At 64.0% G+C, this 15679-nt stretch carries 16 protein-coding genes; 15 read left to right on the top strand and 1 reads right to left on the bottom strand.

Annotation, left to right across the window (positions count from 1 at the left end):
• The first annotated feature begins 78 nt into the window (after positions 1–78).
• The 15 genes from FBY31_RS05635 to FBY31_RS05565 all read left to right on the top strand — a co-directional run bounded on the left by FBY31_RS05635 (position 79) and on the right by FBY31_RS05565 (position 15278).
• A complete protein-coding gene (locus tag FBY31_RS05635) occupies positions 79–1947 on the top strand; it encodes a polysaccharide biosynthesis protein (RefSeq protein ID WP_142037939.1) in 1869 nt (622 codons plus the stop codon).
• Positions 1947–2969 (top strand): MraY family glycosyltransferase, encoded by a 1023-nt coding sequence (locus tag FBY31_RS05630; protein ID WP_235012936.1) that lies wholly within the window; start codon positions 1947–1949, stop codon positions 2967–2969. Before FBY31_RS05635 ends, FBY31_RS05630 begins: the two co-directional genes overlap by 1 nt.
• Before the next feature lie 95 nt (positions 2970–3064).
• The gene (locus FBY31_RS05625; protein ID WP_142037933.1) at positions 3065–3547 is read left to right on the top strand and encodes a hypothetical protein; all 483 of its coding nucleotides are present in this window, start codon (positions 3065–3067) and stop codon (positions 3545–3547) included.
• Complete coding sequence (locus FBY31_RS05620; protein ID WP_142037929.1) at positions 3540–3878, top strand: AtpZ/AtpI family protein; 339 nt, start codon at positions 3540–3542, stop codon at positions 3876–3878. Before FBY31_RS05625 ends, FBY31_RS05620 begins: the two co-directional genes overlap by 8 nt.
• An 81-nt stretch (positions 3879–3959) precedes the next feature.
• Positions 3960–4760, top strand: coding sequence for a F0F1 ATP synthase subunit A (atpB, locus tag FBY31_RS05615; RefSeq protein WP_142037926.1), 801 nt, complete (start codon positions 3960–3962; stop codon positions 4758–4760).
• Positions 4761–4840: 80 nt separating this feature from the next.
• The gene (gene atpE / locus FBY31_RS05610; protein ID WP_009356484.1) at positions 4841–5044 is read left to right on the top strand and encodes an ATP synthase F0 subunit C; all 204 of its coding nucleotides are present in this window, start codon (positions 4841–4843) and stop codon (positions 5042–5044) included.
• Between the two features lie 52 nt (positions 5045–5096).
• Positions 5097–5648, top strand: coding sequence for a F0F1 ATP synthase subunit B (locus tag FBY31_RS05605; RefSeq protein ID WP_142037923.1), 552 nt, complete (start codon positions 5097–5099; stop codon positions 5646–5648).
• On the top strand, positions 5648–6475 hold the full coding sequence (locus FBY31_RS05600) for a F0F1 ATP synthase subunit delta (protein ID WP_142037920.1): 828 nt from the start codon (positions 5648–5650) through the stop codon (positions 6473–6475). Before FBY31_RS05605 ends, FBY31_RS05600 begins: the two co-directional genes overlap by 1 nt.
• A gap of 81 nt (positions 6476–6556) precedes the next feature.
• Complete coding sequence (atpA, locus tag FBY31_RS05595) at positions 6557–8194, top strand: F0F1 ATP synthase subunit alpha (protein WP_142037917.1); 1638 nt, start codon at positions 6557–6559, stop codon at positions 8192–8194.
• A gap of 73 nt (positions 8195–8267) precedes the next feature.
• On the top strand, positions 8268–9158 hold the full coding sequence (locus FBY31_RS05590; protein ID WP_142037914.1) for a F0F1 ATP synthase subunit gamma: 891 nt from the start codon (positions 8268–8270) through the stop codon (positions 9156–9158).
• An 81-nt stretch (positions 9159–9239) separates the two neighbouring features.
• A complete protein-coding gene (gene atpD, locus FBY31_RS05585) occupies positions 9240–10694 on the top strand; it encodes a F0F1 ATP synthase subunit beta (RefSeq protein WP_142037911.1) in 1455 nt (484 codons plus the stop codon).
• A 1-nt stretch (position 10695) separates the two neighbouring features.
• Positions 10696–10980 (top strand): F0F1 ATP synthase subunit epsilon, encoded by a 285-nt coding sequence (locus FBY31_RS05580; RefSeq protein WP_018760117.1) that lies wholly within the window; start codon positions 10696–10698, stop codon positions 10978–10980.
• Between the two features lie 10 nt (positions 10981–10990).
• Positions 10991–11422, top strand: coding sequence for a DUF2550 domain-containing protein (locus tag FBY31_RS05575; RefSeq protein WP_142037909.1), 432 nt, complete (start codon positions 10991–10993; stop codon positions 11420–11422).
• A gap of 5 nt (positions 11423–11427) precedes the next feature.
• Positions 11428–12738, top strand: coding sequence for an alpha/beta hydrolase (locus tag FBY31_RS05570; RefSeq protein WP_142037906.1), 1311 nt, complete (start codon positions 11428–11430; stop codon positions 12736–12738).
• The gene (locus FBY31_RS05565) at positions 12720–15278 is read left to right on the top strand and encodes a bifunctional lysylphosphatidylglycerol flippase/synthetase MprF (protein WP_142037902.1); all 2559 of its coding nucleotides are present in this window, start codon (positions 12720–12722) and stop codon (positions 15276–15278) included. The genes FBY31_RS05570 and FBY31_RS05565 overlap by 19 nt, the downstream gene beginning before the upstream one ends.
• A 181-nt stretch (positions 15279–15459) precedes the next feature.
• On the opposite strand, the gene FBY31_RS05560 is transcribed toward FBY31_RS05565, so the two are convergent.
• Positions 15460–15663, bottom strand: coding sequence for a cold-shock protein (locus FBY31_RS05560; RefSeq protein ID WP_011692441.1), 204 nt, complete (start codon positions 15661–15663; stop codon positions 15460–15462).
• Positions 15664–15679 lie beyond the last annotated feature (16 nt).

Raw genomic sequence — 15679 nt, 5'->3', positions numbered from 1 at the left:
GCCGTCCGACAGTTGCGGCGGGGTATTTTGAAACAGGCGCCTGGCCGCCGTGGTAGTGGAAGTCGGTTGCATCTTTCGTTGAGTACACAATCAGAAACGCGCGCATCTGCCGCAGTACGGGACGAGAAGCCCGCCCTCTGGATCTGGATCCAGCTCTTCCTCGACTCGATGTCGTGGGTCGTGGCGATCGGCCTGGCGCTGCTGCTGCGCTACGAGATGGGCATCCGGGTTGAACAGCTCGCCGGAGCCAGCCTCATCGCCGCCATCGCCGTGGTGGCACAGATGCTGGCCGGCTACTCCCTTGCCCTGTACCGGGGCCGGTACCCCTTCGGCAGCTTCCAGGAGGCCAGGGCACTCGTTTTCGTCACCGTGATTGTGGCCGCCACCATCACGGTGAGCCTGCTGGTGCTTTACGCGGAGATCAACATCGGCCGCAGTGTGGGCCTGATCGCCTTCCCCTTTGCCTGCCTCTTTATGTGCGCTGCCCGCTACGCCAAACGGCTCTACGTCGAGGGCAAGACCCGGCCCGGGGACGGGGCACAAAACGCCCTGGTCTACGGCGCCGGATTCCTCGGCAACTCCCTGGTGACCCGGATGCTGCAGGACCCGGATTCCCCGTACTTTCCCGTGGGCCTGGTGGATGATGACCCCGCCAAGAAGCACCTGCGGCTCTCCGGCGTCCAGGTCCAGGGCCGCGGCGACGACCTGCCGGCGATTATCCGCCGCACCCGCGCCAAAGTGCTGGTCCTTGCGTTTGCCAACGTGGAGGCCGCCGTGGTCCGCCGCATCTCGGACGCTGTTGCCGGCCTGAACGTGCGAGTACTGGTGCTGCCCCCGTTGCGGGACATGCTGGGCACGGGCGCCCCCGCCGGTTTCTCCGACTTCCGCGACGTCGCGGTGGAGGACCTGATCGGCCGGCGGCCCGTGGACATCGAGGTTGACGAAATTGCCGGGTACATCAAAGGCAAGCGGGTGCTGGTCACCGGAGCCGGCGGTTCCATCGGCTCAGAGCTCTGCCGCCAGATCGTGCAATTCGACCCGGCGGAACTGATCATGCTGGACCACGACGAGACCGGCCTGCAACAGACCCAGATCTCCATCACCGGCCACGGCCTGCTGGCAGGCCGCGACACCGTGCTGGCGAACATCCGCGACGGCCAAGCCCTGCAGGACATCTTCGAGGACCGGCAGCCGGAAGTGGTGTTCCACGCTGCCGCACTTAAACACGCCCCGCTGCTGCAGCAGTATCCGGTGGAAGCCTGGAAAACGAACGTCTGCGGCACCCTGAACGTCCTGCGCGCAGCCCGGCGCGCCGGAGTCTCGCACTTCGTGAATATTTCCACCGACAAGGCGGCCAATCCCACCACCGCCCTCGGCCACTCCAAGCGGGTAGCCGAGAAACTGACCGCCTGGATGGCCGGCCAGACCGGCCGCAAGTACGTCTCCGTCCGGTTCGGCAACGTGATGGGCAGCCGCGGGTCGATGCTGCCGCTCTTCACCGAGCAGATCCGCGTCGGCGGTCCCGTCACGGTCACCGACCCCGACGTTACTCGTTTCTTTATGACCATCCCCGAAGCCTGCCAGCTGGTGATCCAGGCGGGTGCGATCGGTACCGGTGGAGACGTTTTGATCCTGGACATGGGCGAACCGGTGCGGATTCTGGACGTGGCCCAGCGGATGATTGCGATGTCGGGCAAGGACGTGGAAATCATCTACACCGGGCTGAGGCCGGGGGAGAAGCTGCACGAGGAACTGGTGGGCACCGGCGAACTGGACAAGCGCCCGCTGCACCCGAAGATTTCGCACACCAGGGCCATGGAGCAGGACCCGGACAAGCTTGACCTCAACGTCTGGCTGGCCCGCTGCGAAGCGGAACAAGGTGCCAGCATCGCTGCCATTCCCGATGACGAGGCCAACGACACCGGTGACATCCGGGTGGCGTCGTGATGCCGTTGCTCCTGGTGGCCGTCATCACGCTGGCGGCCAGCCTGCTGCTTCCCTTCGCCGTGAAGCCGCTGCTGGTCCGGATGGGCGTGGTTGACGTTCCGTCGGCCCGTTCATCGCACGTCGTAGTCACCATCCGCGGCATGGGTGTGGCCACGGCCCTGGCCACAGCCATTGGATACGCCGCAGCCGTGCTGCTGGGCGTCGTCACGGTGGACCGCTCCGTATCCGCCGTCGTGCTTGCGATTATTGCCGCCTGCGCCGCTGTGGGCTGGATCGAGGACCTGCGCGGCATGTCAATCCGCGGCCGCGCCGCCGCCCAGCTCGGCATCGGTGCGGCCGGCTCCGCGGTGCTCATCGTCCTCACGGGCCAGTCGTTCTGGTGGCTGCCCCTGGCAGCCGTGGCGGTTGCAGCCTACGTGAACATCTCCAACTTCATGGACGGTGTCAACGGCATCTCCGGCCTGCACGGGGTGACAGCCGGGGTGGCCTACGCCGTGGCCGGCATGCTGTCCGAACAGCCGTGGCTGACCGCCGGCGGTACCGTGCTGGCAATGTCCTTCCTCGGTTTCCTCCCCTGGAACCTGGGCCGCGGTTCAGTCTTCCTGGGCGACGTCGGCAGCTACTTGCTGGGTGCGTCGGTAGCCGCCCTCGCCGTGGCTGGCTTCCTCAGCGGCGTCTACGTCGAGTACGTCCTCTCACCGATCCTGGTCTACGCCGCGGACACCGGCTATACGCTGCTCCGCCGGATCAAGGCGGGGGAGCGGTGGTACGCGTCGCACCGGGAACATGTCTACCAACGGCTCACGGACGTGGGCTTCTCACACCTTCAGTCAGCCGCCACCGTCACAGTGTGCACGGCTGCCGTGATCATCCTCGGGTTTGTTGCCGCAACGGCCCAGCTCCCGATTGTTGCGCTGTGCGTCGCCGCAAGCGTGCTGGTGCTCGCTGTGTATCTGGCCAGCCCTGACCTGATCCGCCGCTACCGGCGCCCGTCCAAGGTCACGCGCCTGCCGGTGACCTGAGCGGTGTTCTATCTCGTGTAGAATTTGAGGGCAGCCATAGCTGCCCTCCACACTGCTACTGGCCACCTGCCTTTGGTGCCGACGATTGGGATCGAATGACCTCCAACGCCGAGTCCGGACCTGCGTCCGGCAACGGAAAAGTTGGCGCATCCGGCCCCACGCCGTCCCTTTGGCTGAACCTCCTCAAACGGAGCTCGCTGGCCGCGGCGGCCGGGCTGGTCCTGTGCGCCGTTCCTGCAGCAATCCTCGAAGGTCCGGGCGGCGTCCTGTCCAGTACCGCCGGCGGGTTGCTGGTGATGCTGTTCTTCGGCATCAGCCTCCTGGTGGGGCACTTTGTGGGACGCAACAACCCTTCCGGGGTCATCGGCATGTTCGTGGCCACCTACTTTGTCAAGGTGGTGGGCTTCGCCGCCGTCCTCTTCATGGTCGGTGCTCCGGCGTGGCTGCACGGCCGCTGGTTTGTCGCCGGCGCCGTGACCGCCGTCGTCCTGTGGCAAGCCGCTGAGATCCATGGTTTCAGCAAAGCCCGCCTGCAGATCTACAACGATCCAGAAACCAAGGAATCCCCCGATGCGTGATCCGAAGAAGCCCGGCAAGGCCCCCAGCGGCAGCCAGGCATCCGGCAGCTCTGCGCCGGGTGTATCCGGGGAAAACTCCGACGGCGGATACAACGCCGGAATGGCTGTCTTCAGCTACATCATTGGCGGGATCATCGTCTGGAGTTTGATAGGGTGGGGACTGGATTATATGTGGGGAACGCGCTGGATTGTGCTCGCAGGCGCTCTGCTTGGAGCCGTCGGAGGTTTTTACCTTTCCCACATGCATGGCCTGACCAGTTCTCGCAAAAACGCTGGGGAGCGCCATGCTGCCAGCGGGCCGTCCCAGGACGGCGACACTAATGCCAAATAATTTCACAGGGGGAACAGCAGGCCGTCAGGCTGCCGGTCCCCGCCCAACGCCCAATGATGGACACTGCAGAGAGGAAACGCGTTGATCGCGCTTGCGCTCCCGGCCCAAGATTCAGGAGAGTTTACTCCTCCTGGAATTAACGAAATGCATTTGCCGGCAATCCTGCCGTGGGGTGCCGCAGAAGGATTCTCCAAGCAGATGCTGCTGGTCCTCCTCTCTGTCGTCTTTATCGCCGCCTTCTTCGTGCTCGCCGCACGCAAGCAGCAGCTGGTACCCGGCAAGCTCCAGTTCGCCGGCGAGGCCGCCTACGGCTTCGTCCGCAACGGAATCGCCAAGGACATCATCGGCGGCAGGGACTTCATCAAGTACGTCCCGCTGCTGTTCAGCCTGTTCTTCTTCATCCTGGTGAACAACATCTACGGCGCCATCCCGTTGTTCCAGCTCCCCACGTTCTCGCACGTGGGCGGCGCCTATGTACTGGCTGGCCTTGTCTACTTCACCTGGATCACCATCGGCGTGAAGAAGAACGGACTCCGTTACTTCAAGCTGGCCACCGTGCCCTCGGGCGTTCCCTGGTTCATTCTTCCGATCGTGATCCCGATCGAGATCATCTCCAACTTCCTGGTCCGGCCCGTCACGCACAGCCTCCGTCTGTTCGCGACCATGCTCGCAGGACACCTCATCGTGATGATCGCCGGATCCGGCATCGAATACCTCATCATGCAGGAGAACGTCCTGCTCAAGGGAACCTCCGTCCTGGTTCTCGCCGGCGCCATCGCCATGTACATGCTTGAAGCCCTGATCATGGTTCTGCAGGCCTACGTATTCACGCTGCTGACCGCGATCTACATCGAAGGCGCGCTTCACGCCGACAGCCACTAGGCACCCTTAAGCTTCCCCTCGCGGGGATGATAGCAACCCAAACAACCTGCCACATGGGTGGCATCTTGAAAGGAAGAAAAATGGAAGGCAATCTCAACCTCGTAGGTTACGGTCTGTCCGCAATCGGTGGTGGTATCGGTGTTGGTCTCGTATTCGCTGCCTACATCAACGGCGTCGCCCGCCAGCCGGAAGCACAGCGTGTCCTGCAGCCGATCGCATTCCTCGGCCTTGCGCTGACCGAAGCCCTCGCCATCCTCGGCCTGGTCTTCGCCTTCGTTCTCTAGTCCTTAGAACGAAGCGAACTTACAGAACCGAGTAGAAAAGGACGGGTGAAATATGAATCAGCTGATCATCTCAGCCGCCACTGAGGGCGAAGTCAACCCCCTGGTTCCCAACCTCTGGGAAATGGGCGTTACCCTCGTGGGCTTCGCCATTCTCATGTTCATCGTGGTCAAGTTCGTTGTCCCGATGTTCGAGAAGACCTTCGCCGAGCGTGCCGAGGCTATCGAAGGCGGCATTGCAAAGGCTGAAAAGGCCCAGGCTGAGGCGTCTGCTGCACTCGAAGAGTACAAGCAGCAGCTGACCGACGCCCGCGCCGAAGCCAACCGCATCCGTGAGGAAGCCCGCGCCGAAGGTGCCCAGATCCTCGCGGATCTCAAGGAGAAGGCAGCTGCAGAGTCTGCCCGCATCACGGCCCAGGCCCATGCCCAGATCGAATCCGAGCGCCAGGCGGCTGTTGTGTCCCTGCGTTCGGAGGTAGGCACCCTGGCCACCACCCTTGCCGGCCGAATCGTCGGTGAAACACTGAATGACGACGAACGCGCAGCACGGGTAGTGGACCGCTTCCTGGCAGATCTGGAGACCCAGAGCGCAGGTGCAGCTAAGTAATGGCAGGCGTATCGAGCGAATCGCTGGCAACAGCCCTGGCCTCGCTGGAAGCAAAGCTTCCGACGGCGTCGCTGCAGCTGGCAAAGGAACTCTTCGGAATTCTGGGAATGGTGGACAGCTCGGCTGGCTTGCGCCGCGCCCTGACTGACCCGTCCCGCAACGGTGACGAAAAGTCGGCGCTGGTCAGGCAGCTGGTTGGCGGAAAAGTCTCCGCTGATGCTGCAGACATCGCGGGCGGACTGGCCAGCTCACGCTGGGCAAACGCCCGGGATATCGGCGATGCACTCGAGACTCTTGCCGCAACGGTGGTCATTTCCGTTGCTGAAAACAAGTCGGCCGTTTCTGCCTCCGGAATCTCTGGCCTGGAAGAGCTGGAGAACGATCTGTTCTCCTTCAACCAGGCCGTTGCCTCCCGCCACGAGGTACAACGTGCTCTGTCCGAACCACAGGCCAGCGCTGCAGCCAAGGCCACGCTGGCCGAGAGGCTGGTGCCCGGCGTGAGCGAGGAAGCAAAGGTCCTCATCTCGCAGGCAGTCACCCAGCCCCGCGGCATCAAGCCCACCCGGCTGGTGGAACGGTTCGCCGAGCTGGCGGCCAAGCGGCAGCAGCGCTGGATTGCAACGGTCAGCGTGACCCGTCCTCTGACAGCAACGCAGCTTGCACGCCTCCAGGCGGGCCTGAATGCGCTGTACGGGCGGGAACTGAAGGTCAACGTCAACGTTGACCCGGCACTCATTGGTGGCATCCGCGTCCAGGTCGGTGACGAAGTGCTCGATGCTTCGGTCATCACCCGCCTGGGCGAGCTGCAACGCCAGCTGGCCGGCTAGCCGGACAAGCACAACACAACTGATAGAAACCCCGGTCATCGTGGACAACGATGATCACAAACAGGAGAGCAGGGACTGCAGATGGCCGAATTGACCATCAACGCCGACGACGTCCGTAATGCGCTGAACGAGTTCGCGGCGTCCTACGAACCCGGAAACGCAGAGCGCGTAGAGGTCGGCCGCGTAACCACCGCTGGTGACGGCATCGCCCGTGTTGAGGGCCTTCCCTCGGTCATGGCGAACGAGCTGCTGCGCTTCGAGGACGGTACCCTGGGCCTGGCCCAGAACCTGGACGTCCGCGAAATCGGCGTTATTATCCTCGGCGACTTCACCGGCATCGAAGAAGGCCAGGAAGTCCACCGGACGGGACAGGTTCTGTCCGTTCCCGTCGGTGACGCCTTCCTCGGCCGCGTTGTCGACCCGCTGGGCGTGCCCATCGATGACCTCGGCGAGATCAAGGCCGAGACCACCCGCGCACTGGAGCTGCAGGCTCCCGGCGTGACCCAGCGCAAGTCGGTGCATGAGCCGATGCAGACCGGACTCAAGGCCATCGACGCCATGATTCCGATCGGCCGCGGCCAGCGCCAGCTGATCATTGGTGACCGCCAGACCGGCAAGTCCGCGATCGCGATCGACACCATCATCAACCAGAAGGCCAACTGGGCTTCGGGCGATGTGACCAAGCAGGTCCGCTGCATCTACGTGGCAATCGGCCAGAAGGCGTCAACCATTGCCGCCATCCGCCAGACCCTCGAGGACAACGGCGCGCTGGAGTACACCACCATCGTGGCGTCCCCCGCATCGGACCCCGCAGGCTTCAAGTACCTCGCACCGTACGCCGGTTCGGCCATCGGCCAGCACTGGATGTACGGCGGCAAGCACGTCCTCATCGTGTTTGATGACCTGTCCAAGCAGGCAGAGGCGTACCGTGCAGTGTCGCTGCTGCTCCGCCGCCCGCCGGGACGCGAAGCCTACCCGGGTGACGTCTTCTACCTGCACTCCCGCCTGCTGGAGCGTTGCGCGAAGCTCTCCGACGAGCTGGGCGCAGGTTCCATGACCGGTTTGCCGCTGATCGAAACGAAGGCCAACGACGTTTCGGCCTACATCCCCACCAACGTGATCTCCATCACCGACGGCCAGATCTTCCTCCAGTCGGACCTCTTCAACGCCAACCAGCGTCCCGCTGTTGACGTTGGTGTGTCGGTGTCCCGCGTAGGCGGTGCCGCACAGGTGAAGTCCATGAAGAAGGTTTCCGGCACGTTGAAGCTGGACCTGGCCCAGTACCGCGACATGCAGGCATTCGCCATGTTCGCCTCGGACCTGGACGCCGCTTCACGCCAGCAGCTCACCCGTGGTGCACGCCTGATGGAACTGCTCAAGCAGGGCCAGTACTCGCCGTTCCCGGTGGAGAACCAGGTTGTCTCCATCTGGGCAGGCACCAACGGCTACCTCGATGACGTGCCGGTTGAGGACATCAGCCGCTTCGAGTCGGAGTTCCTGGAGCACCTGTCCCACAAGTCCTCCATCCTCACCACGCTGGCGCAGACCAACGTGCTGGACGATGACACCGTTGCAGCTCTGAAGTCCGCCATCGTGGACTTCAAGAAGGGCTTTTTCGGCGAGGGTGACAACCACCTGGTAGGCGCCGGCCACGAGGAGCATGACGCTATCTCCGAGGGCGACGTAGACCAGGAAAAGATTGTCAAGCAGAAGCGCTAATTCCACTGACCGGGTGTGCCGGGCCGCAAAGGTCCGGCACACCCGGTTTAGGGAATGTTAGGAAAGGATAAGTATGGGAGCCCAGATTCGGGTCTACCGCCAGAAGATCAGCTCGACCACGTCGATGCGCAAGATCTTCAAGGCGATGGAACTGATCGCTACCTCGCGCATCGGCAAGGCCCGTGCGCGCGTAGCAGCTTCACTGCCTTACGCGAACGCGATCACGCGCGCCGTTTCTGCTGTCGCCAGCCAAAGCGAAATCGACCACCCGCTGACCACTGAGCCGGAGCAGATCCGCCGTGCCGCCGTCCTGGTAATCACCTCGGACCGCGGCCTGGCCGGATCCTACTCGGCAAGCGTGCTCAAGCAGGCGGAAGGTCTCAACGAGCTGCTCCACGCTGAAGGCAAGGAAGTCAAGACGTACCTCGTCGGACGCAAGGCGCAGGCCTACTTCGACTTCCGGAACCGCGAATACTCACGGGTCTGGACCGGAGGCACCGACGCACCGGAGTTCGCCACCGCCCGTGAAATCGGCGAGGCGCTGCTCACGGAATTCGCCACCGACTATGAAGAGGGCGGCGTGGACGAGATCCACGTGGTGTACACCCGCTTCAAGTCCATGGTTACCCAGGAGCCCACGGTCATCCGCCTGCTTCCGCTGGAAGTAGTGGAAGAGCAGGCAGCTTCTGAATCGGACCTGTTGCCGCTGTACGAGTTCGAGCCGGAAACCGAGCGTGTTCTTGACGCCCTGCTGCCGCGCTACATCGAGTCACGCATCTTCGCGGCCATGCTGCAGGCAGCAGCTTCCGAGCTTGCTGCACGCCAGCGGGCCATGAAGTCCGCAGGCGACAACGCCACGGACCTCATCAAGAAGTACACGCGTCTGCGCAACACGGCCCGCCAGGCTGAAATTACGCAGGAGCTTTCCGAGATCGTTGCCGGCGCCGACGCCCTCGCGTCCTAGCCTGCAGCACCCGGTTCCGCTGGACCTGCACCACCACAGATAAACTTAAATCCACGCCATCTACTGAGTGAAGTGAGAGAGATGACTGCCACTGCTACCGAACACGTAGCCGCAACGTCCGGTGCCACCGGCCGCATTGCGCGCGTAATCGGCCCGGTTGTCGACGTCGAATTCCCGGCTGACGCAATCCCGTCCATCTACAACGCACTCACCACCGAGATCACTCTCAACGGTGAGACCAAGACCATCACGTTCGAGACCGCCCTTCACTTGGGCGACAACCTCATTCGCGCCATCTCCCTGCAGGCTACCGACGGACTTGTCCGCGGCACCAACGTAGTGGACACCGGTGCGCCGATTTCCGTACCCGTCGGCGACGGCGTCAAGGGCCACATCTTCAACGTCCTGGGCCAGCCCCTGGACGTTGCCGAATCGGAACTGCAGATCAGCGAACGCTGGCCCATCCACCGCAAGGCACCGAACTTCGCTTCCCTCGAAGGCTCCACCGAGATGCTGGAAACCGGCATCAAGGTCATCGACCTCCTCACCCCCTACATCAAGGGTGGAAAGATCGGCCTGTTCGGCGGCGCCGGCGTGGGCAAGACCGTTCTGATCCAGGAAATGATCACCCGTGTTGCCCGCAACTTCGGTGGTACCTCGGTATTCGCCGGTGTGGGTGAGCGTACCCGCGAAGGTAACGACCTCTGGGTCGAAATGGAAGAGGCAGGCGTCCTCAAGGACACCGCCCTTGTGTTCGGCCAGATGGACGAGCCGCCGGGAACGCGTCTGCGCGTGGCCCTGTCCGCGCTGACCATGGCGGAGTACTTCCGCGATGTGCAGAACCAGGACGTGCTGCTCTTCATCGACAACATCTTCCGCTTCACCCAGGCAGGTTCCGAGGTTTCCACCCTCCTCGGCCGCATGCCTTCGGCTGTGGGCTACCAGCCCAACCTGGCTGACGAGATGGGCCTCCTGCAGGAGCGCATTACGTCCACCAAGGGCCACTCCATCACCTCGATGCAGGCCATCTACGTCCCCGCAGATGACTACACCGACCCGGCGCCGGCCACCACCTTCGCACACCTGGATGCGACCACGGAACTTTCCCGTGAAATCGCCTCCCGTGGCCTGTACCCGGCTGTTGACCCGCTGACGTCGACTTCCCGTATCCTGGACCCCCAGTACATCGGCAAGGACCACTACACCACGGCTGTCCGGGTGAAGCAGATCCTGCAGAAGAACAAGGAACTCCAGGACATCATCGCCATCCTTGGTGTTGACGAACTCTCCGAAGAGGACAAGATCGTCGTGTCGCGTGCACGCCGCATCCAGCAGTTCCTCTCGCAGAACACCTACACCGCCAAGCAGTTCACCGGCGTCGAGGGCTCCACGGTTTCCATCAAGGACACCGTGGAAGGCTTCACCGCCATCTGCGACGGCGAGCTGGACCACATCGCGGAGCAGGCGTTCTTCAACGTCGGCGGCCTCGATGACGTTGAGCGCCAGTGGGCCAAGATCCAGGAACAGACCAAGTAATATGGCTGAGCTTGAGGTTGAGATTGTCGCAGCGGACCACTTCGTGTGGTCCGGAGCGGCCAAGATGGTCAAGGCCCGCACCAGCGATGGTGAAATCGGAATCCTGCCCGGCCACTCGCCCCTGCTGGCGATCCTGGCCGAGGGTGAACTGGCTATCCAGCCGGTGTCCGGGGACCGTATTGCGGTAGATGTCGACGGCGGATTCTTCTCCGTGGACAACAACCGCGTGGTTATCGTCGCTGACAACGCCCAACTGGGCGGCTCGGCTACCGCTGGGATCCGCTAGCACCACCTTGATGGACGCACCGAGTCTTCCGTTCATCGCCATGGCAATCACGTTTGGATTGCTGGTATTTGCACTGTGCCTTTCGGGGGTGCGCCGCTTCAACCTGCGGCGCGCCCTCGGCACGGTGGACGCCTCCATTTGCATGGCTGGAAACAGCTGGCAGGTGGGGGTTTGTCGTTATCAGGACAACGACCTCGAGTGGTTCCGCCTGTTCTCGCTGAGTGTCCGGCCGAAGCACAAATTCAAGCGTCACTCACTGGAACTGCTGGGCCGCCGCAAGCCCACGGAGGCCGAGGCAGTGAAGGTCCAGCCCGACGTCGTCATCGTTGAACTCCGGTACGAGGGGCAGAACCTCCGCCTGGCCATGAAGTTCGACGCCTACGCCGGGTTGTCCTCCTGGCTGGAAGCCGGCCCGGTCATCGGCGTGGGCACCTGGCGCTAGCCAAAGTGGACTGGGTTTTTGACATCCGGCTGACCGACGGCCCCGTGTACTGGGCCTCCCTGGCCCTGGGTCTGGCCGGAGCCGCATACCTCCTCATCCCTCCCTCGCGCACCGGCGGGCGGCGCTGGTTCATCCAAGTGATTGCCGCCGCCGCCGCAGCCTTCGCCTTGGTGGCAACGGTCCACTGGGCGCTCATCAATCTCTTCTCTGTCTTCCCGGAAAACATCCCGGACACGGTCCTGCTCTGGATAGTGCCCGCAGTGGCTGCCTTGATCCTCCTGCTGCTCCGGCTGCCCCGAAGCAGTTGGCGCCGCCGCGCCACCGGCCTGGCCGCCGTACTGCTCGTCGCAGCCCTGTCCTCCGTACAGGTCAACGCCTACTTCGGGCTGAACCGTACCGTGAGCGATCTCCTCGGCACGGCCGTGGCCCGGATCCCCACGCTGGAACCGGCCCTGATGCGGCAACAGGGGGCGGCCGACGGCGTCCCGCTCCGGGGGTGGGCACCGCAGGGTGAGCTTCCGGCCGGGGGAGTCCTGCGCAAGGCTGCCATTCCCGGCACCGCCTCCGGTATGACCACCCGCGACGCCTACATCTATCTGCCGCCCGCGTACTTTGCCAAGAACCGACCGGCGCTTCCGGTGCTGGTCCTGGTGGCCGGCCAGCCCGGCGGGCCGCCGGACTGGCTCACCGGAGGCGCGCTGGACGGACATATGGACTCCTTCGCGGCAGCCCACGGTGGCCTGGCCCCGGTGGTGGTGATTCCTGATCCGAACGGCTCACAGTCTGCCAATACCATGTGCATGGACAGCCGGATAGCGCAGGCTGATACGTATCTTTCCCGCGATGTACCCGCCTGGATCAGTTCCACCCTTGCCGTGGACACCAACCACCGCCAGTGGGCCATTGGCGGATTCTCCTTCGGCGGCACCTGCGCACTCCAGATGGGAACCCGTCACCCGGACCTGTTCCCGTCCGTCCTGTCGTTTTCCGGGGAAGCCGAGCCGGCCCTGGCCAAGGAGCGGCAAAAGACCATCGATGCCGCCTTCCCCGGGGAGCCGGAGGAATTCGACCGGCAGACCCCCCTGGCCATCATGAAAGAACGGCGCTTTGAGACCAGCGGCGTGTACCTGACTGCCGGGCAGGACGACCCCGAATTCGTGGCCTACCTCAACACCCTCGCCGCCGCTGCCCGGGGCGCGGGTTTCGACGTCCGCGCCTACGAAGTGGAACACACCGGCCATTCCTGGGACACGTCCTCCAAGCGGATTGCCGATGCCCTGCAGTTCCTCTCCGACAGATGGGGACTCGGCCAGTGACGTCCGGACAGCAGATACGCACCGCATCCCTGGCCTGGACAACAGTGGTTCGGCCGGCTCGGGACCGGATCATCGCAGGGCTGAAGTCGATGCCGTTCTCTGTGGCGGTCCTCGCGGTGTTCCTGGCCGCCGGTGCCGTCACCGGCAGCTACCTTGCGGGGCCCCCGGAACAGTTGCTGGACGGGGCCGGAGTCAGCGGACCGGGCCTGCGTGCCGGCCACTGGTGGTCCCTCTTTACCAGCCTCTTCTTCGCCACCAACCCCCTCGCGTATATCTCCGCATCGCTGATGATCCTCGTGCTGCTGGGCCTGGCAGAGCGGAGGCTCGGGACAGCCGCCGCCGTGGCGCTTTTCCTCGGCGGCCAGTTCGGTGCCGTCACGCTCTTCCTGCTGATCACCCAATTGGCGGGCTATGTCGGCGACGGATGGCTCGACCGGATGGCCGATGACATCCTGATCGGGCCCTACCCGGCAGTGCTGGCGGCCGGCCTTGCCGCAGCCGGCCGACTGCCGGTTCTCTGGCAGCGGAGGCTGCGGACGGGCGTGCTCTCCATTTCGATCCTCCTGGTCCTGTACATCGGGCACGCCGAAACGGTGATCGGCCTGATCGGCGCCGTCCTGGGACTCCTGGCCGGCTGGTGGATCCAGGGAGATCAGGGCCAGCTGCACCGCCACCGTTCCACCGGGCGTGAATCCCGAAACCTCCTCGCCCTCACTGTTGCCGTCTTTGCGGTTGGACCGATCCTCACAGGCATCGCGCGGGCGCCCACCGGGCCGCTGGCGCTCCTGCGGGACGTGGTCCTGAACCCGATGCCCACCCTCAGCCAGCTGGCATTCAACTGCGGAACAACGGTGGAGGCATCCTGCCTGGAAGCCGGACGGGCAGGTTTTGCCGGTCCCTTCGGGCTGGCGCTTGCAGTGGTTCCGGTGGTCCTGTTGCTGATCTGCGCTGACGGAATGCGCCGCGGCCGCCGCCTCGCCTTGAACATCGCCATTGCCATCCAGCTCGCAGTGACCGCCCTGGCCGCCGTCTACCTGGCCCTGTTTGCCCTGGTTCCGTCCCGGCCGCACGGCACCTCCGCGCCGCCCATGGGCTCCGCTTTTGCCCACGTTCTTCCCCTGGTGTGCGTACCCCTGCTGTTGGCAGTGCTCCTGTGGCTTAACCGGCGGCAGTTCCGCGTCCAGACGGTACCAGCCGCCCGCCGGATGCTGGCACTCGTGGTGGGAGGTTCATGGCTGGTCCTGGCCGCTGCCTACGCCATCGCCTGGTTGTCGGCCGGGGGACTGATGCGCGACGGCGGCCTGCTGGGACTTTTTGCCGAGCTGGCCAGGCAATACGTCCCGGTGCCGATCCCGCAGCACTACCACCGGGTTTTTGCCGACCGGAACAGTGTGGAAGCCGTTCTCTTCGCCTACTCCGGCCCCGTGTTCTGGGTGATTGCCCTGGTGGCCGTATGGTGGATGCTCCTCGGCGGACATCACGGCAGCGATTCCGGGCGGCAGGACCGGATCACAGCGCGCAACCTGCTTCATCAGGGCGGCGGGCCGATCTCCTGGATGGCGCTGTGGGAACCCAACAGCTACTGGTTCAGTCCTGACGGACGCGGCGCTGTGGCTTTCCAACGGCATGGCAGCGTGGCACTGACACTGGGCGGGGCCTTCGGTCCGGCAGATGCCCAAGGGCACGTGACGGAGGGCTTCCTCGCCTACTGCAGCAGGCAGGCCCTGATCCCCGCGCTCTACTCCTGCGACGATACGGTCTGGCCGATGCTGCGGGAGCGCGGGTTTTCCCGGGTCCCCGTGGCCCAGGAGACGCGCCTGGCCATCCGCGAACTCGAGTTCAAGGGCAAGGAATGGCAGAATGTCCGCACCGCCCTGAACAGGGCCGGGAAGCTGGGGGTCGAAGCCGTCTGGGGAACCTACGCCTCCCTGCCGGCGGCACTTCGGTCAAAGCTGAGCGAAGTGTCCGAGGAATGGGCTGCCGGAAAAACGGTTCCGGAGATGGGCTTTACACTGGGCGGAATCGACGAGCTCGACGACCCGGAGGTGCTGTGCTGCCTCGCCGTGGATGGCAGCGGCACCGTCCACGGGGTGACCAGCTGGTTGCCGGTGTACGACGGCGGGCGGCTGGTCAGCAGGACGCTGGACGTTATGCGCCGGGGTGCCGACGGTTTTCCCGGCGTGATGGAATTCCTCATCGCCTCCGCGGTACTTGAGCTGCGCGGTTCCGTCGAGGTCATCTCCCTCTCAGGTTCTCCGCTGGCCAGCCTGCCCGGCTCCGGCGACGGTTCCGGCCGCGAGGACCAGGCGGATAACCTGGTCCGGATCCTCGACCTGGTGGGGCACGCCCTGGAACCGGTCTACGGGTTCCGTTCGCTGGCCGCATTCAAGTCACGGTTCAAACCCGAGTACCGTACCCTTTACCTGTATTACCAGGACGCGTTGTACCTGCCGGCCATTGGCCGGGCCTTGACAAGGGCCTACCTGCCCGGGCTTTCCCTCCCGCAGGGCGCCCGACTGGTCCGCAAACTGGTGAACTGAACTGCCTGATTAGCAACAATAAACCGGCTCTTCACGGTCCGTGGGGAAGTGGATTCCCGCCCATATAGCGTTCGCCTGTCCTGCTTGGAAAGGCATTGAATTAAACAACAATGGCCCCCGGCATAATTGCCGGGAACCATTGTTTCGCTGATGGCCGCATTAAGCGGCCACCCGGCGGGGACTAAACCAGCGTAACGCCCGTTGCCTGGGGACCCTTGGCGCCCTGGCCGATCTCGAACTGAACGCGCTGGTTCTCGTCGAGAGTCTTGAAGCCGCCGGTCTGGATCTCGGAGTAGTGAACGAAGACATCACCGTCGGAGTCATCCGGGGTAATGAAGCCGAAGCCCTTTTCAGCGTTGAACCACTTGACGGTTCCCTGTGCCATTTATTTCTCCTCATTG

Origin of the sequence: Arthrobacter sp. SLBN-100 (assembly GCF_006715305.1) — a bacterium.
GTDB lineage: Bacteria > Actinomycetota > Actinomycetes > Actinomycetales > Micrococcaceae > Arthrobacter.
Note: the sequence above shows the minus strand (reverse complement) of the source record. Positions and strands in the feature narration are given on the sequence as shown.